Raw genomic sequence first — 16,167 nt, forward strand, 5'->3', positions numbered from 1 at the left:
CAACTGGTGGGGACGGCAGCAGTATTGGCACCGAGTAGCGCCCGCTACGAGGGCTTGTGCTGTCAGAAACCGGCATGTCAGCAACCTGTCGCCACCCCGCCGCCGGTGGTAGACAAGGGCATGGAACCGCTTCAGTCGCTGGGCCTGTCGGCCCCAGCGGAGGCGCTGCTGCTCGACCTGCTGCAGCGCCCTGACACGGCAGCGGCCGACCTGGCAGCGCAGCACGAGCAGGTGGACGGCAGCCTCGAGGAGTTGGCCGCACTCGGCCTCATCGAACGCAACGGCGACGCCATGTCCGTTCGGCCGCCACGGCTCGCGATGGAGGCCCTCGCCGAGCGTCACACGCAACAGGCCCAGCTCGCCCGCGACAGTGCGGAGATGCTCGGCGAGCTCTGGAAGGCCGCAGCCGGCAAGCAGGACTACCTGGAGGTCCTGCCGACGTACGCCGCTTCACAGGCGGTCCTGAACTCCGTACAGACCGACGCACAGCAGCAGGTCCGCGCCATGACCATGGGCAACCTCGCGGCCCGCGAGCTACGCATCGTCGACGGGATGTTCGAGGCACTGGAGCGCGGAGTCCGGTACGACGTGATCTACGGAGCCCACGTCCTCCAGGACGCCAACGCGCTACACATGGTGCAGGCATGCATCGACGCAGGTGAGACGGCACGCGTCTTCCCGCACGTGCCGCTCAACATCACGATCGTCGATGACAGGTGGGCGCTGGTGGGTGCGCGGTCCGAGGTACGGCGTGGGCCGGCGTTTGCGGCTGTCGTCGTCCATGACTCGCCACTGCTGGCCGGGATGGCGCGGATCTTCGAGGCACTGTGGCGGATGGCCGTGCCCATCACCGGTGGCACCGAGCTGAACGACGTGAACGCCGGACCGAGCCTGGAGGAGAAGCGGCTGCTGACCTACCTGAGCGCCGGCCTGACGGACGAGTCGATCGCCCGGGAGTTCGGCGTCAGCGAGCGCACGATCGCCCGCCGCATCGGCCGCCTGCAGGAAGCACTGGGCGCCCAGACCAGGTTTCAGCTCGGCGTCCAAGCGTCCCGGCAGGGCTGGCTCTGACTCATTACGCTGGCCAAGTGATCGAGATGAGCCGGGCGGACTTCGAGGTGCTGGTGTCCGAGGCGCTGGACGAGGTGCCGCCGGAGCTTGCGGCGCTGATCGACAACGTCGCGGTCTTCGTCGAGGACGAGCCGCCGGCGAGCGACCCGGAGCTGCTCGGCATCTACGAGGGCATTCCGCTGACCGAGCGCGGGCACTACTACGGCGGTGTGCTGCCGGACCGGATCACCATCTACCGCAACCCGACGCTGGCGATCTGCGACACCGTCGAGGACGTCGTCGACGAGGTGAACATCACCGTGGTGCACGAGATCGCCCACCACTTCGGCATCGACGACGCCCGCCTGCACGAGCTCGGCTACGGGTAGCCGTTGCCACTTCGTGCAACTCGCCCGTAAAAATGCGACGCCGATCACGCGATTGAGGTAACCTCACCCGGCCGGTATCGGGGACCGGCCTCTTCGTCATCGCCAATCGATTGAGGCCCCCTGTCGTGAGTGACCCGACCGCCCAGCCGCCTGCCTGGAACCCCGACAACGAACCGACGCGCGCGTACCCAGTGCCGCCCGCGCAGCCACCGAGCCAGCCGCAGTACTACGGCCAGCCCCCGCAGCACAGCGGGCAGCCGCCGTACTACGACCGGCCGCCCACCCAGCCGCAGTACTACGGCCAGCCACCCATGCAGCCGCCGCACAACGGCCAAGAGCCCGGCTACGACCTGCCGCCGCCCCGCAAGAACAAGATGGGATGGCTCATCGCCGGCGCGATCGCCGTCGTCGTCTCGCTGATCGGTGGTGTCGGAGCCTTCGTACTGACCCGCTCCGACCAGAACGCCTCGGCAGAGTCGCCGCTTCCCACCGCCACCTACTCCGACGGTCTGTCCTCCCCGGACCCGTCGACCCAGCCGTCCGCAACCCCCACTGACACCCCCACCACGGTCCCGACGCCCACTCCGACTCCGTCTCCGACGCCCACCGAGCGGCGCCGTACGTTGAAGGACGTCGACCAGGGCATCAAGGTGTACGACGACGTCTACGTCAAGCCCGCGACGGGGTGGAGGAAGGACCGCTCGACGCAGTACTCGGTCACGCTCGGTTCCCGGAGTCGCGCCGGTGCTGTGTTCGTTATGGTCAATCCCGTCGGCTACCCGGCCCGGGTCGCGGTCGCAGCCGTGGCGGCGGACCTCATCAAGGCCGACCGCCTCACCGGCGTCCGGAAATCGTCGGTCAAGACGCTCAGCCCGGCCAACTCGAACATCGACAACCAGGCCCAGTTGACCTACTCAGGCCGGTACACCACGCCGAGTGGCGGAGTTCTCTCGCTGGTCGCCAAATGCACGACGATGACCGGCGTCGAGTCGATCCACAACGTCACCGTCACGTTGTGCGTCGCCGCCCGCAAGGACGATCAGACTGCGGTCTTCCGGGACGCCACGCGCATGCTGGCCTCCGTCGCCAAGTCGATCTGAGGCTCAGGCGGAGCGGCGGAAGAGGAGCTTCCACGGCATCAGGGCCGACTCGAGTTGCACCTTCAGGCTCATCTTCGAGTCGCCCGCGGTCCGCTCCTCGAACCGGATCGGCGTCTCCGCGATCCGCAGTCCGCGGCGGACGGTGCGGTAGTTCATCTCGACCTGGAACGAGTACCCGTTGCTCTGGATCGTGGTGACGTCGATCCAGCGCAACGTGTCGGCCTTCCACGCCTTGAACCCGGCGGTGGCGTCCTTCACGTGCAGCCGCAGGATCGCATTCACGTAGAAGTTGGCCCACGCGGACAGTGCCCGGCGGTGCCAGGCCCACTCCGCGGCCGCCGAGCCGCCCTCGACGTACCGGGAGCCGATCACCACACCGGCGTCCGTGGTCCGCAGCATCTCGACCATGGTCGGGATCACCGCGGCCGGGTGCGACAGGTCCGCGTCCATCTGGATCACGATGTCGGCGCCCTCGTCCAGCGCGCGGCTGATGCCGGCGATGTAGGCGCGGCCGAGGCCGTTCTTCTCGGTCCGGTGCAGTACGCCGACCTGCTCGGGCGACGCCTTTGCCAGTTCGTCGGCCACGTCGCCGGTGCCGTCGGGGGAGTTGTCGTCGACCACGAGCATCTGCAGGCCCGGCAGGTTCAGGTCGGACAGCAGCCCGGCCAGCACGGGCAGGTTCTCCCGCTCGTTGTAGGTCGGCACGACGACCACGATCTTGCTCAGCTCACCCATGACATTCCTTCTTCGGGGACCACCGGACGCTATCGCATCACCCGGTCTGGGGTCTTGTGATGGTCCGATCAGTGCGGTGCAGGCCCGGTCGAGCCGCGCACGATCAGCCGCGGTGGCACCCGCACGATCCGCCGCTTCGCGGGGAGATCCCCGCGGATCCGTGCCAGCAGCAACCGCGCGCAGTTGCGCCCGAGCTCGACGGTGTGCTGGTCGACCGTGGTCAGCGCCGGCTGCACCAGCGACATCCACGGCACGTCGTCGTACGCCGCCACGCTGAGCTGCCGCGGGATCTTCAGCCGCCGGTCCTTCAGCTCGGCCAGCGCACCCTGCGCCAGCACGTTGTTCGCCGAGATGATCGCGGTGACCTCGTGGTCGTTCAGCAGCTTGCGGGTCGTCTCCCGGGCCGCTTCCGCGTCGAAGCTGGTGTACGCGATCAGGTCCTCGTCCAGGTCGACCAAGTTGTCCAGGTGCGCGGCCCGGAAGCCGGCCAGCCGCCCGGCGCCGGTCGACCACTTGGTCTCGTCGATCAACAGCCCGATCCGGGTGTGGCCGAGAGCGAGCAGGTGATCGGTCAGCTCCCGCGCACCGGCCTTGTTGTCGCTCATCACCACGTCGCCGTTGCCCCGACCGAGCTCGCGGTCTGCACACACCACGTGGACGCCGTTCTCCTGCAGCACCCGCGGGCACTTGGCGGTGACCGGCGTGACGATCACCCCCGGCACCCGCATCGCCAGCAGCGTTTCGGCGGCCCGCATCTCCTCTGCTGGGTCGCCGTTGTCGTTGACGAGCACCATCTGGTACTCCGCCGCCCGCAGCTCCTCCTCGATCCCAGCGGCCAGGTCGGCGTAGAACGGGTTGCGCAGATCGGAGATGAGCACGCCGATCGAGGTCGACGTACGGCTTCGCAGGTTGCGGGCGTTGTGGTCGAGCACGTACCCGATCCGCGCGGCCGCTGCGCGTACCCGGGCGCGTACGGCGGGGGACGCATAGCCGCGGGTGTGCAGCGCGCGTGACACGGTCGACGGTGAGACACCGGCCTCGCGGGCCACGTCCTGCACCGTCGGACGCCGGACCAGCTGAGGAGCGGGCAGGTTCATGACCCGCAGTCTAGGTGCCGGAGCCGCAGGGAGAAACGCTTGTCTGCAAGGGGATTCAGAGCTCGGCGAGCGCCGCAGCGACGGTCGAGTGGATCCGGAACTGCCCGCCCAGACCGGTGATCGACAGCGGCCGGTCGACCGGGCGGCCGACGCCGACCAGGGCGAGGGTGATGTTGTGCCGACCGGCCAGGTTGCGGGCCTCCACCAGATTGCCCAGTCCGGCCGAACTGCAGAAGGTGACAGCGGAGACGTCGATCAGCACCAGCCGGGCCGGTGGCGCCACGGCGGCACGGATCGATTCGGCGGCGAAGTCAGTGGTCGCAATGTCGATCTCACCCGACAGCCGGACCAGCAACACGCCTGGTTCCAGCTCCTTGGTCACAGCGTCGAAAGTCGTTTTGATCATCTCGCCGTCCCGCGGCTCTGGGTGGCTTGTCACGCCGGTCTCTCCCCCGGGTAGTCCCGCGAACGCCGGTCGGTCCTGGCGAGGTGGAACTGCCCTGCCCTCACCGTATGCCCCAACGCGCAGGCGTCACAACGGGTATGACCCGGATGACCTCGGAGCGTGATCTAACCACGGGTGTAAGCGCTACCAGTAAGTGCATCTGCTCGTGCAGACGCTTCGATCATCTGCCTGTGCATACGCCTCGTCCGAAGGCAATCGTCACCTCGGGCAAACGCATCACCTCCAGCCGGGCGGCCGCCGGGTTCGTTCATGAAGGGTATGCGTGATAGGCACGTTATGGAAGCGGTCTGACACAAGGAGTGAGACGGTGCGGACCCGGCTCCGGGCACAATGGGACCGATCCAGGAAGGAGCTGTGATGGGCGTACTCGACGGCAAGGCCGCACTCGTCACCGGAGGTTCGCGCGGGATCGGGGCGGCGATCGTCCGCCGACTCGCCGCCGACGGCGCCGTGGTCACCTTCACCTACCTGTCGAGCGAAGCGGCGGCAGCGGAGGTCGTCAACGAGGTCAAGGCGGCCGGCGGCCGGGCGATCGCCGTACAGTCCGACCAAGCCGATCTCGCGAGCATTCCCGAGCTGTTCGCGCAGGCCGCCGGCCCGACCGGCGCCCTCGACATCTTCGTCAGCAACGCGGCCGAGGTGACGGTGAAGCCGATCGACGGCGTCACCGAGGACGATTACGACCACCTCTTCGCCACCAACGTCAAGGGCCCGTACTTCGCCATCCAGCAGGCGGCCCGGGTGTTCCCGGACGGCGGCCGGATCATCGCGCTCTCGACGCTGAACACAGTGGTGCCCGGTCCCGGGATCTCGCTGTACGCGGCGAGCAAGGCCGCGCTCGAGCAGTTCGTCAAGGTCGCCGCCCGCGAGTACGGCGCCCGCGGGATCACCGTCAACGCGGTGTCGCCGGGTGCGACCGACACCGACATGTTCCGCGACTCCAATCCGCCGGAGGCAAAGGCAGCCCTGGTCGGCATCACCGCCCTCGGCCGTGTCGGCGAGCCGGCCGACGTCGCCGACGTGGTTGCCTTCCTGGCCGGTCCCGACAGCCGCTGGCTCACCGGGCAGAACCTGCGTGCCACCGGAGGGCTGCTGATCTGAGCACCGCCGACCTGCTCGCCGACATCGACGCCGCGGCCGACCCGGCCGTGGCGGAGATCCTTGCGGGCTACTTCAAGCTGGGACCTGGGGGCTACGGTCACGGCGACCAGATGATCGGCGTGAAGCTGTCGACCATCCGCGGCCTGCTCAAGCCCTACCTGCGCGCCGGCCTCCCGCTCGCCGAGCTCGAGCAGGCGCTGAAGAGCCCGATCCACGAACACCGGCTGGCAGTTCTCTGCCTGCTCGCCGACCGCGCGTCTCGCAGCCTCAAGTCGCGTACGGCGGACCCGGCCGAAGCCACCGCGATCTACGAGCTGTACCTGCGCAGTACGGCGTACATCAACAACTGGGACCTGGTCGACTGCAGCACCTCGGAGATCGTCGGCGGGTACCTGCTCGACAAGCCGCGGGACGTGCTCTACACGCTGGTCCGGTCGTCCTCGCTGTGGGAGCGGCGGATCGCGCTGGTCGCGACCCACTGGTTCATCAGGCACGGGGAGAGCGCGGATACGTACGCGCTGGCCGCGCTCGTACTGGACGACCGGGAGGACCTGATCCACAAGGCGTCCGGGTGGATGCTGCGTGAGGCCGGCAAGCGAGTCTCGGAAGACGAGCTCCGGGCGTTCCTCGACAAGCACGCGGCGGTGATGCCGCGGACCATGCTGCGCTATGCGATCGAGCGGCTGGAACCCGCCGTACGCAAGGAATATCTGGCGATGCGCTGACATTTTCGCGTACGTCGAAAGGCCTAGCGATCCGGCGACGCAGCGTTACCCTGGCGCTCAAATCGATCGCGGAAGGGGCCGCCCCCATGAACCCGAAGCGCATCATCAAGCTGTTGCTGCTCGCAACACTCGTCGCCGCCGGACTGGTCGCCGTACCGAGCACCGCCACGGCAGCACCCGGATTCCAGATGCCGATCCCGTGCGGGCTGCGGTGGACCACCGCGACGCACAGCGGCCACGCCAGCCAGTGGATGCTGGACATGGTCTCGCCCAGCGGAGCCACCCGCGGTACGCCGGTGCTCGCGTCGGCCGGCGGGACGGTCAGTGCTTCGCTGCTGTCGTCCAGCGGCGGACACATGGTCGTCATCGACCACGGCGGTGGTTGGCAAACCAGGTACCTGCACATGGACCGCCGTGATGTTGCCGTCGGCAACGTGGTCGCGCAGGGCCGGCAGATCGGCATCGTCGGCAACACCGGCGACAGCACCGGGCCGCACCTGCACTACGAGCAGAAGCTGAACGGCACCGTCCAGCAATCGTGGTTCAACGGGCACGCCGTACCGCTGACCTGGTCGTACAACCAGCACTTCGAGACCAGCGCCAACTGCGGTGCTGACGGGAAGTACTGGGTCGACACGTTCGCGAACGCACCCGGTCACAGCACTCCCGGCGGCACGCAGACCGGCACGCTCTACCAGGGCACGAACTACGTCTTCTGCAAGGTCTGGGGACCCGAGGTCCGGGTCGGCAGCGCCTACAACCACTGGTGGATGAAGACCGACCTCGACGTCGGCCCCGCCAACCAATGGGTGTCGGCGTACTACCTGTCCCGCTGGGGCAACGACGAGGCGAAGGACAACAACGGCCGCGACCTGCCGAACTGCTGAATTTGTCGACATGTCGCCGGGCCGGCCTGGAACTCAGGAGGCCCGGCGGCTGTCGGCGTACGGCGGGGCGGTGAGGGCGCAGTGCGGGTGGTGCTCGACCTCCGCCGGCTTCTCGGCGCGACCGCCGATCGTGAACCAGGCGATCACGCCACCGGCCGCGGACAGTGCCGCGGAGATCCACAACGCGTTGGCGAACCCCTCGCTGAAGGCCACCGGATCGAGGTAGGTGTCGCCGGTGATCCCGGCCGCGATCGGGATCGCCGCGACCGCCATCAGCTGCGCCGACCGGGCGATCGCGTTGTTCACCCCGGACGCGATGCCGGCGTGGTGGTCCTCGACCGACGACAACACGGTCGCCGTCAGCGGCGCGACGGTCGCGACCAGCCCGAGGCCGAGGACGACGACCGCCGGCAGCACCGCGGAGACGTACGACGAGTCGATGTCGATCCGCAGCATCAGCAGCAGGCCCACGCCCATCACCAGCGGTCCGACGGTCATCGGGATCCGCGCGCCGATCCGGTCCGCGAGGCCGCCGGCGTAGCCGGACAGCGCCAGCATCAGCAGGGTCATCGGCAGCAGCGCGGCGCCGGCCCAGATCGCGGAGTAGCCGAGTGCCGTCTGGAGGTAGACGACGAGCAGGAAGGTCGCCGTACCGAGGCCGCCGTACACGACGACCGTGACCAGGTTCGCGCCGGTGAAGGCCCGGTTCGCGAAGATGCCGGGTGGCAGCATCGGGTGCGACTCCCGGCGTTCGATCTCCACGAAGGCCGCGAACGCGAGCACGCCGACGATCAGCGAGACCAGCACGACCGGGTCGCTGAAGCCGCCTTCGCCGGCCCGGATCAGGCCGAAGGTGAGCCCGCCGAGGCCGATGGTCACGACGACGGCGCCGTTCACGTCGAGCTTGCCGGCCGCGGTCTCGTCGCGGGTCTCCGGCACGTGCCGCAGGGTGATGAGCACGGTGAGCAGTGCGAGCGGGATGTTCAGCAGGAAGATGAGTCGCCAGGACCCGCTGTCGACCAGGCTGCCGCCGACGAACGGGCCGATGGCCGCTGCGACCGAGGTGAGGCCGGACCAGGCGCCGACCGCCTTGCCGCGGTCGGACGGTGCGAACGTGGTCTGCAGGATCGCCAGGCTGCCGGGTGTCAGCAACGCGCCGCCGATGCCCTGCAGGACCCGGCCGATGATCATCACCTCGATGGTGGGCGCAACGGTGCACACCACCGACGCGACCGCGAACCAGATCACCCCGGCGACGAAGGTCCGTCGCCGGCCGAGCCGGTCACCGAGCGATCCGCTGAGCAGGATCAGCGCCGCCAGCGGCAGCATGTACGCGTTGACGATCCACTGCAGGCCGGCCACCTCGGCGTCGAACTCCTCACCCATCGCCGGCAACGCGACGTTCACCACGGTGCCGTCGAGGAACGCCATCCCCGATCCGAGTGCGGTGGCCGCGAGGACCCACCGGGCCCGGCTGGTGCCGAAAACGATCCGCTCGTCCGTCATGGACTCACAGTAGACAGTTCAGGAGACAGTTACTGCGGCTGTGGAAGGTCCAGTTGGAGGACGACGAGGGCCTTGTCGGCCGGGATGCCCTGGAGCACCGACAGCTTGGGTGGATTGCCGACCGCGCAACGGGTCTCGGTGAGCAGCGGGCAGACCGCGTTGAGCAGCTCGCCGCCGGTCACGATCAGGTTGGTCGGCAGGCCGCTCTCGGTGATCGCGGTCAGTGGCCGGATGGCCGCCGAAGCCCGCTCCGGCTTCGACTCCGTACGTCGTACCGTCGAGCCGGACAGCCGGTAGGTCAGCCGCAGGTTCGTCGCTGCGGTCGTCAGCGGTACGTCGGTCGTCGTGGTGACGCTGGAGCTGGCCAGCGGGACGACCATGTTGTCGGCCAGCACCCGCAGGTTGGTCGCGATCGGCGACGTCTTGGTCATCATCCCGGACAGTTGCTCACCGGACGCGGGCAACTGGACCTGCAGGATGCTTGTCGCCCTCGGCAACATCACGTCCTCGACGATGTCGAACGACCCGTCCGGCATCGGTTTGGCGACCAACCGGATGCCGGGCCTGGTGGCGCCGGGGCCGGAGCTCGTGGTCGGAGTCTCGCCGGGCTGGGTGCTGACCGGTCCGGAGGGGCTCACGGGCAGGCCGGGGCTGGGGGCCACCGGACCGGCGACATCCGGTGCGCAGGCCGCGGTCGCGCTGAGCCCCAGAGTCAGCGCGGCCGTGGCCAGCCACCGTGTCCCCGTCGCCAGTCGCCTGAGGTCCTCCACCCCCGATGGAACGTCCGGGAGGAACTCCGCGTCCGTCCTCGATGCGATGCCAGGGGAACCTCGTTCAGACACGTCTCATCGCCCCCAACGGATTCGGCCGCTTCCTCTGGCGGTCGGATCGGACTTGCGCATACGATACGCCGGAATTAGTGGGGTTCGGCAATTACTGCCGGATATTTCATGGGGACTCCAGGGGGCACAAAATGGTGAGACGGAGCGTGTCCAGATCATTCCGGGCCGTATTCGAAGTAATTTCGAGAATTCATGGTCCGGTAATTCGAAGGATACTTCCACTGACGCTGGTGGTGACGGTCGCGGCCGCGCCGGCAGTGCTCGTGGCGCCGGCCCAAGGGGCCGCGGGCGCCAACTTGTACGTCGTCCAGGGCCTGCCCGGCCGGTCGCTCGACATCAGCATCGACGGCCGCACGGTGGCCACCGGGGTCGCGACCACGAAGGTGATCGGCCCGTTCGGTGTTGCTGCCGGCAAGCGGATGCTGACCGCACGGCAAGGCGGCGAAGTCGTGATCCAGCGGGAGGTCACGGTCGGATCCGGGGCCAGTGTCGACGCCGTGATCCACCTGCCGGTCTCGCCCACGGGGGCGCCGGTGCTGACGTCGTATGTGAACAAGCTGAGCGCCATCCCGAAGGACAAGGCCGCCGTGCGGGTCGCCCACGACGCGGCCGTCGGTCCGGCCGACATCCGGGTGAACGGACAGGTGGCGTTCGCGAACGTGGCGAACGGGGAATCACTGGAAGCGGTCGTCCCGGCTGCCACCTACAAGGTCGACATCGTGCCGGCCGGCGCGACTTCACCTGTTGTTCTCGGTCCGTTGGATTTGCCGGCCCGTGCCGGTTATCTGACTCGGGTGTTCGCGGTCGGTAATCCGAACGCGCAGACGATGAATGTCGCGCTCGGGACGATCAAGTTGCCCGCCTCGGGTTCGGGGACGCCCGGCCTGGTGAACACCGGGACCGGCGGTCAGGCGGCGGAGCTCGACCAGGGGCAGAGCTCCTCCACTTCCGGCCTCTGGCTCGTGGTCGTCCTGGCCGGGCTGCTGGCGGCGGTGGTGACGGTCCGGAAGGCGGTCCGTCGCTGAGGAAGTTCCTGCTCGCACTGGTGTTGTGCTGCGCGGGCCTGGAGGGGTGCGCTGCGCAGGCGGACAACACCGTGCCGGACCCCGGGGCGGGCGGCGGTACCCCAACACCGTCGTCCGCTCCGGCTGCACGCGGCGTCCCTGGGTTCGCTCCGGAGATCGAACCCAGGGTCACGCCTTCGCCGGCGCAGACCGATCCGACGTCCGCGCCACCGGCCCGGATCGGTACGCCGGCGCCGAGCCAGCGGATCTGGTTCGTTCCCACCCAGGTCGTCCTGCCGGGTGGAGCGAAAGCCCCGGTCTTCCCGGCGAGCACGGTGAACGGCGAGCTGAAGGTTCCGGAGCAAGGCCAGCGCGTCGGCTGGTGGGACGGCGGCGCGCAAGCCGGTGACCCGTTCGGGTCGGTGGTCCTGGCCGGCCACGTCGACACCAAGACCGAGGGAATCGGGTACTTCGCCCGGCTGCTCCGCATCACGCCGGGTGAGCTCGTCGTACTGCATGGCTCCGGCCACACCGCGACGTACCGGGTCAGCTCGATCGTGTCGGTGCCGAAGAACGCGCTCGCGACCCGGAGCGGCGCCTTCGACCAGAAGGTCGGCCACCGGCTGGTGCTGATCACCTGCACCGGTGCGTACGACGCCTCCCGGGGCGGGTACGAGGAGAACCTCGTCGTCACCGCCACCGCGGTCGGTCCGGCCCGCTGATCCGACCGCTAGGCTCGCCCGTTATGGCGAGGTATTTCGATGTGCATCCGGAGAATCCGCAGCGGCGCGCGATCGGCCAGGTGGTGGACCTGGTGCGCGACGGCGGGCTGATCGCGTACCCGACCGACTCGTGCTTCGCGCTCGGCTGCCAGCTCGGGAACCGCGATGGGATCGAGCGGATCCGCGCCATCCGGCACCTGGACGACCGGCACCACTTCACGCTGGTCTGCCAGGACTTCGCGCAACTGGGACAGTTCGTGCACATCAGCAACGCGGTGTTCCGGTCGATCAAGGCGGCCACGCCGGGCAGCTACACCTTCATCCTGCCCGCTACGAAAGAAGTGCCGCGCAGGCTGCTGCACCCGAAGAAGAAGACGGTCGGCGTGCGGATCCCGGACCACGTCGTGGCGCAGGCTTTGGTCGAGGAGCTCGGCGAGCCGCTGCTGTCGAGCACCCTGCTGCTCCCGGACCACGAGGTGCCGATGACGCAAGCCTGGGAGATCAAGGAAGAGCTGGACAACCAGGTCGACGCGGTCATCGAGGGCGAGACCGGCACCGAGCCGACCACCGTCGTGGACTTCTCCGACGACGTCGCCGAGGTGGTCCGGGTCGGCGCCGGCGATCCGACGCCGTTCGAGTGAACGCCCCACCTCCACGTCCGCTTCTGCGAGAAGGTGCACCCCAACAGCCTCTACACCTGCTGACCAAGCAGACTGGGGCCGTGACCTACACCTTGGATCTGAACCCCGATGAACTGCTGACGACGACGCGTACCGTGCGGAAGCGGCTGGACCTGGACAAGCCGGTGCCGCTCGAGGTCGTGCGGGAGTGTGTGGAGATCGCGTTGCAGGCGCCGTCGGGGAGCAATCGGCAGACGTGGCACTGGCTGGTGATCACGGATGCGGAGAAGCGGGCCGCCGTCGGGGAGTACTACCGGTTGGCCGTGGAGAAGTACCTGGCCGGCACCGGTGCGGCCGGGAAGCTCTTCGCGGACGACCCCGTGCGCGGCCCGGTGCAGCGCCGCATCGGTGACAGCGTGGCCTACCTCGGGGAGCGGATGGGACAGGTCCCGGTGCTGGTGATCCCGTGCCTCGAAGCGCGGACGCTGCCGGCGGGCAACCAGGCCGGGCTCTGGGGCTCGATCCTGCCGTCCGCCTGGAGCTACATGCTCGCCGCTCGTGCCCGCGGCCTCGGTACGGCGTGGACCACGCTGCACCTCAACTACGAGCAAGAGGTCGCCGATGTCCTCGGTCTGCCCGAGGAGGTCCGGCAGTCGGTGCTGATCCCGACCGCGTACACGATCGGGACCGACTTCAAGCCCGCCCCACGCCAGCCGCTGGACGACGTCCTGCACGTCAACGCCTGGTAGCTATCGCACCTCCACTTCGGCCAACTGCATCCGGTACCCGCCCTCGCCGTCGGGCCGCAGCTCCGTCCCGCGCACCTGGACGTAGCGCGCGGTCGTCGGCGGGAACGTGAACGACACGGGCGCCGATCCCGGCTGGGCGTGATCGGTCACCACGGCGACCGGCGTCCAGCTGACACCGTCGGCCGACGTCTCGACGGTGAAATCGACCGGGAACCCGTTCCCGGTGTTCGCACCGTCCGACCGCGCGTACAGGTCCACCCGGCTCACCAGACTCGGCCCACCGAGGTCGACCCGGACCGACTGCGCCGATCCGGCAGGTACGGACGCACTCGTCCAGCCCATCGAGTTCCACAGGCGCGACTGCCGGGCGCCGTCGGTCAGGTTCGCCCGCAGCCACCCCTCGGCCGTGAGCTCGGACGACGAGGTCGAGCTGACAGTTCGCCCGGCCGCAAGGCTGCCGCCTGCGACCTCGACTTCGGCGAACTGCATCCGGTAGGTCCCGAACGGATCCTGCCCGAGCCGCGTCCCCACCACCCGCACAAACCGCACGTCACGCGCAGCGAACGGGAACGTCTGCACCCCGGTGGGCCGTGGCTGCCCCTGCCGCGACGCGACCGTCGACCACGCCGACCCATCCGCCGACACCTGCACCGTGAAGTCGATCGGGAACCCGATCCCGACGTTCGCCCCATCAGCCCGCGGATACAGGTCGACCCGACCGATGGACCGCGCCGAGCCGAGATCCACCTGCACCGACTGCGCATCGGTCGCGCCGGCGGCAGCCGCACTCGTCCATCCCATCGAAGAAGCGTCCGAGGACCGCCGACCGTCCACGACCGCGCGCGGATTCCATCCGTCCCCGTCGTACGTCGAACTCACGCTGACGGCTCCGCCCTCGGCTGGACCGACCGACGCCCGGAAGTTGTCAAAGGCAACGTTCACGCCACCGCTCGCTAGCCCGATCCCGCCGGCCCGGAAGGCAGAGTCGGTCACCGTCAGCACCGGCGCGTGCCCGGACCCGGCGTACACCTGCAGCGTGCTGCCGCGCGCGACCACCCGCAGCCGGTTGAACTGGCCGGCCGCGTATCCGGGCGCCGGTGCGCGCCCGAGCGTCGTACCACTGCGATAAACGAAGACCTCGCCGTTGTTGCGCTGAGCCACCAGATAGCCGCTCTCGAAGTCCGTCGGGTTGAGGTTGCGGACGACGATCCCGGCCCAGTTCTCGTTGCCGCCGGTCGGGTTGACCCCGCGGATCTGCAGGTCCACGCTCGCCGCGACGTCGCCGTACGCGCGTCCCTCGAGACCGGCAACGTGGTCCCAGCGGCTGACGTCGGTCTGTGTCAGCACGCCACCGGAGGCGGACCACGTCCCGCTGTTCGGCTGCCAGGACTGCGATCCGGCCGCGAAGTCGTCGGCGTACGGGTAGGCCTGATCGGGTCCACCGGCTGCGAGCGCGTCGAGGACCTGACGGTGTACGGCGGCCACGGCTGTGCCGGAGCGATCCCCGGTGTAGGAGTTGACGAGCAGCGAGTTGGCCAGCGCCTTCGCAAGCAGCGGTTTGGTCGCAGCGAGTTGGGTGAAGAGCTCGTAGTCCTCGGCGCCGTCGAGTTGGGCCTCGCTCCGGATGCTGTCGTAGACGTCGTACGCTGTCCGGTTCGGTCGCACGATGAAGTTGTCGCCGTTCTGCGGTCCGTCGAAGGTGTCGTACTGCACGTACGGCCCGCCGACGTGCTCGAACCAGTAGTTCCAGCCCCAGTGCAGGTAGCCGACCGAGTCGGTTTTCCAGGCCAGCAACGGGGTGAGCCGGGTCTTGGCCAGGTGCGACACGAGGAAGCGGTTGAGGTACGGGCCTTGCGGACCGATGCAGTTGTAGAGCCAGAGTTCGTTACCACCCAGCCGCTTGGTCTGGTAGTAGCCGACGTTCCTCTCGTACAGGTCGAGGATCGGCGTGTTCGCGGTCAGGTTCGGCGGCGGGTTGTGGATCGCGAGCTCGGCCTCGTTCAGCCGCGGGTTCGGGAAGTACTGCCGGTACTTGGCGTAGAACCAGTTCGCCGCGGTGGTGTCGGCCGTGTACCGGGTCTCGTCGTTCGCGCTCATGTAGAACAGGTCGGTCCAGCCGTTCGCGTCCAGGTGCTGCTTGAGCGCCGGGAACAGCTTGTCCAAGTAGGCGTTCGCCTCTGCCGACTGGGACGGCACCGGGACCATCTGCGTGGTCCCGTCGGACGCGCGCTCGAGCATCTCCAGCTGGGACGGTCGGCCGACCGCCGGATCGCTGCTGATCAGCAGGGTCGGCGTGTAGATCCACTGTAGTGCACCGGCGTCCCGGTAGATCCTGATGAACCGGTCGAAGTCGGTCCAGTCGAAGGTGTAGTTGCCTGCCGCATCGATCCGGGTCCGCGGGATCAGCAGTGCCTGGAAGTCGGCGTACACGACGTTGTTCCGGTGCTTGGCGTGGTTGCGGGCCATCGCCTCGATCACCTTCCACCAGTTCGCGTCGTACATCTGGACGCCGTACTGGACCGGGACCGCTTTGATCGTGCCGTCGTAGTCCCAGCCGGCCGAGGTGGTCCAGTTGTTCAGCTTGAAGGTGGACTGGTTCGTCGGTGGGACGGTGACCGGGTAGACGGTCAGCCGGACGGGTACGGCGACATCGCCGGCGCTGCTCTGGACGGTCGCCGTACCGGTGTAGAGGCCGGGAGTCGCGTTGGCCGGGACGTGGACGCTGTAGTGGTACGGCTCGGTGACGTTCGCGGCGAGTGATCGCGGAGTGTTCTCGACGAGCGCGTCGTAGTACGCCGTACCGCTGCCTTCGACCTCCACGTCGGGGCCGGGCCGGGTGACGTTGGGGTGCAGGTATTCCCGCCGTACGGTGATGTCCGAGATCGTCGCGCCGGCCGGTCCAGTCAAGTTGCTCACGGCAATGGATACGTTCTGGACCGCGGCCGTCGGGCGGATGGCGAGCTGTGCGGCCTCGGTCTCGTTGCGGGCTGCGTACAGGTCGATCGAGGTGGGTGCGCCGGCAGGTCTGGTCGTGCCGGGGAACAGGCGGTCGCTCGCGTTGTGCGTCCAGACCGGCGGCGGCGCGGCAGCCGCCGGAAGGGGGAGCGCAGCGGCTAGCAGTACGGCGGAGAGCAGGGCGGCTGGGATGCGCATTCGGGTCCTCCAGGCGGGACT

General features: G+C 68.7%; 16 protein-coding genes. 10 read left to right on the plus strand and 6 right to left on the minus strand.

Features of this window, described 5'->3' with window-relative positions:
• Positions 1-120: 120 nt before the first annotated feature.
• The 3 genes from ACIBL3_RS06740 to ACIBL3_RS06750 all read left to right on the plus strand — a co-directional run bounded on the left by ACIBL3_RS06740 (position 121) and on the right by ACIBL3_RS06750 (position 2,539).
• Positions 121-1,071 carry a LuxR C-terminal-related transcriptional regulator gene (locus tag ACIBL3_RS06740; RefSeq protein ID WP_396352233.1) on the plus strand — a complete coding sequence of 317 codons (951 nt, stop codon included), beginning with the start codon at positions 121-123 and terminating at the stop codon, positions 1,069-1,071.
• Positions 1,072-1,088: 17 nt separating this feature from the next.
• Positions 1,089-1,439: a metallopeptidase family protein gene (locus tag ACIBL3_RS06745; RefSeq protein ID WP_396352234.1), complete on the plus strand. Its 351-nt coding sequence runs from the start codon at positions 1,089-1,091 to the stop codon at positions 1,437-1,439.
• A gap of 125 nt (positions 1,440-1,564) precedes the next feature.
• Positions 1,565-2,539, plus strand: coding sequence for a hypothetical protein (locus tag ACIBL3_RS06750; RefSeq protein ID WP_396352236.1), 975 nt, complete (start codon positions 1,565-1,567; stop codon positions 2,537-2,539).
• A gap of 3 nt (positions 2,540-2,542) precedes the next feature.
• Here ACIBL3_RS06750 and ACIBL3_RS06755 read toward each other — a convergent pair whose 3' ends face one another.
• The 3 genes from ACIBL3_RS06755 to ACIBL3_RS06765 all read right to left on the minus strand — a co-directional run bounded on the left by ACIBL3_RS06755 (position 2,543) and on the right by ACIBL3_RS06765 (position 4,777).
• The gene (locus ACIBL3_RS06755; protein WP_396352238.1) at positions 2,543-3,274 is read right to left on the minus strand and encodes a polyprenol monophosphomannose synthase; all 732 of its coding nucleotides are present in this window, start codon (positions 3,272-3,274) and stop codon (positions 2,543-2,545) included.
• Positions 3,275-3,342: 68 nt separating this feature from the next.
• The gene (locus ACIBL3_RS06760; RefSeq protein WP_396352239.1) at positions 3,343-4,371 is read right to left on the minus strand and encodes a LacI family DNA-binding transcriptional regulator; all 1,029 of its coding nucleotides are present in this window, start codon (positions 4,369-4,371) and stop codon (positions 3,343-3,345) included.
• 55 nt (positions 4,372-4,426) lie between these two features.
• Positions 4,427-4,777, minus strand: coding sequence for an STAS domain-containing protein (locus ACIBL3_RS06765; protein ID WP_396352241.1), 351 nt, complete (start codon positions 4,775-4,777; stop codon positions 4,427-4,429).
• 417 nt (positions 4,778-5,194) lie between these two features.
• Here ACIBL3_RS06765 and ACIBL3_RS06770 point away from each other — a divergent pair, with 417 nt between their 5' ends.
• The 3 genes from ACIBL3_RS06770 to ACIBL3_RS06780 all read left to right on the plus strand — a co-directional run bounded on the left by ACIBL3_RS06770 (position 5,195) and on the right by ACIBL3_RS06780 (position 7,550).
• The gene (locus tag ACIBL3_RS06770) at positions 5,195-5,938 is read left to right on the plus strand and encodes an SDR family oxidoreductase (protein WP_396352243.1); all 744 of its coding nucleotides are present in this window, start codon (positions 5,195-5,197) and stop codon (positions 5,936-5,938) included.
• A gap of 23 nt (positions 5,939-5,961) precedes the next feature.
• Positions 5,962-6,663 (plus strand): DNA alkylation repair protein, encoded by a 702-nt coding sequence (locus tag ACIBL3_RS06775; protein WP_396352315.1) that lies wholly within the window; start codon positions 5,962-5,964, stop codon positions 6,661-6,663.
• An 86-nt stretch (positions 6,664-6,749) separates the two neighbouring features.
• Positions 6,750-7,550, plus strand: coding sequence for a M23 family metallopeptidase (locus ACIBL3_RS06780; protein WP_396352245.1), 801 nt, complete (start codon positions 6,750-6,752; stop codon positions 7,548-7,550).
• A gap of 33 nt (positions 7,551-7,583) precedes the next feature.
• Here the strand turns inward: ACIBL3_RS06780 and ACIBL3_RS06785 are convergent, their stop codons facing one another.
• Entirely contained in the window at positions 7,584-9,056 is a 1,473-nt protein-coding gene (locus tag ACIBL3_RS06785) for a DHA2 family efflux MFS transporter permease subunit (RefSeq protein ID WP_396352247.1), read from the minus strand.
• A gap of 29 nt (positions 9,057-9,085) precedes the next feature.
• Positions 9,086-9,826: a hypothetical protein gene (locus tag ACIBL3_RS06790; protein WP_396352248.1), complete on the minus strand. Its 741-nt coding sequence runs from the start codon at positions 9,824-9,826 to the stop codon at positions 9,086-9,088.
• A gap of 302 nt (positions 9,827-10,128) precedes the next feature.
• Here ACIBL3_RS06790 and ACIBL3_RS06795 point away from each other — a divergent pair, with 302 nt between their 5' ends.
• The 4 genes from ACIBL3_RS06795 to ACIBL3_RS06810 all read left to right on the plus strand — a co-directional run bounded on the left by ACIBL3_RS06795 (position 10,129) and on the right by ACIBL3_RS06810 (position 12,993).
• Positions 10,129-10,923, plus strand: a complete 795-nt coding sequence (locus tag ACIBL3_RS06795) for a DUF4397 domain-containing protein (RefSeq protein ID WP_396352250.1) — start codon at positions 10,129-10,131, stop codon at positions 10,921-10,923.
• 71 nt (positions 10,924-10,994) lie between these two features.
• The gene (locus ACIBL3_RS06800; protein WP_396352252.1) at positions 10,995-11,624 is read left to right on the plus strand and encodes a sortase domain-bontaining protein; all 630 of its coding nucleotides are present in this window, start codon (positions 10,995-10,997) and stop codon (positions 11,622-11,624) included.
• Between the two features lie 23 nt (positions 11,625-11,647).
• Positions 11,648-12,265, plus strand: coding sequence for an L-threonylcarbamoyladenylate synthase (locus tag ACIBL3_RS06805; protein ID WP_396352254.1), 618 nt, complete (start codon positions 11,648-11,650; stop codon positions 12,263-12,265).
• An 80-nt stretch (positions 12,266-12,345) separates the two neighbouring features.
• Positions 12,346-12,993 (plus strand): nitroreductase family protein, encoded by a 648-nt coding sequence (locus tag ACIBL3_RS06810; RefSeq protein WP_396352255.1) that lies wholly within the window; start codon positions 12,346-12,348, stop codon positions 12,991-12,993.
• On the opposite strand, the gene ACIBL3_RS06815 is transcribed toward ACIBL3_RS06810, so the two are convergent.
• Positions 12,994-16,146 (minus strand): discoidin domain-containing protein, encoded by a 3,153-nt coding sequence (locus ACIBL3_RS06815; protein WP_396352257.1) that lies wholly within the window; start codon positions 16,144-16,146, stop codon positions 12,994-12,996.
• Positions 16,147-16,167: the final 21 nt, after the last annotated feature.

This window comes from Kribbella sp. NPDC050124 (assembly GCF_044460355.1).
In the GTDB taxonomy this organism is placed as follows: domain Bacteria; phylum Actinomycetota; class Actinomycetes; order Propionibacteriales; family Kribbellaceae; genus Kribbella.

Excerpts from the sequence above, each read along its gene's own strand:
- ACIBL3_RS06740 (WP_396352233.1), top strand. The coding sequence starts at position 121 with ATGGAACCGCTTCAGTCGCTGGGCCTGTCGGCCCCAGCGGAGGCGCTG.
- ACIBL3_RS06755 (WP_396352238.1), bottom strand. The coding sequence starts at position 3,274 with ATGGGTGAGCTGAGCAAGATCGTGGTCGTCGTGCCGACCTACAACGAG.
- ACIBL3_RS06760 (WP_396352239.1), bottom strand. The coding sequence starts at position 4,371 with ATGAACCTGCCCGCTCCTCAGCTGGTCCGGCGTCCGACGGTGCAGGAC.
- ACIBL3_RS06765 (WP_396352241.1), bottom strand. The coding sequence starts at position 4,777 with ATGATCAAAACGACTTTCGACGCTGTGACCAAGGAGCTGGAACCAGGC.
- ACIBL3_RS06770 (WP_396352243.1), top strand. The coding sequence starts at position 5,195 with ATGGGCGTACTCGACGGCAAGGCCGCACTCGTCACCGGAGGTTCGCGC.
- ACIBL3_RS06780 (WP_396352245.1), top strand. The coding sequence starts at position 6,750 with ATGAACCCGAAGCGCATCATCAAGCTGTTGCTGCTCGCAACACTCGTC.
- ACIBL3_RS06785 (WP_396352247.1), bottom strand. The coding sequence starts at position 9,056 with ATGACGGACGAGCGGATCGTTTTCGGCACCAGCCGGGCCCGGTGGGTC.
- ACIBL3_RS06805 (WP_396352254.1), top strand. The coding sequence starts at position 11,648 with ATGGCGAGGTATTTCGATGTGCATCCGGAGAATCCGCAGCGGCGCGCG.
- ACIBL3_RS06815 (WP_396352257.1), bottom strand. The coding sequence starts at position 16,146 with ATGCGCATCCCAGCCGCCCTGCTCTCCGCCGTACTGCTAGCCGCTGCG.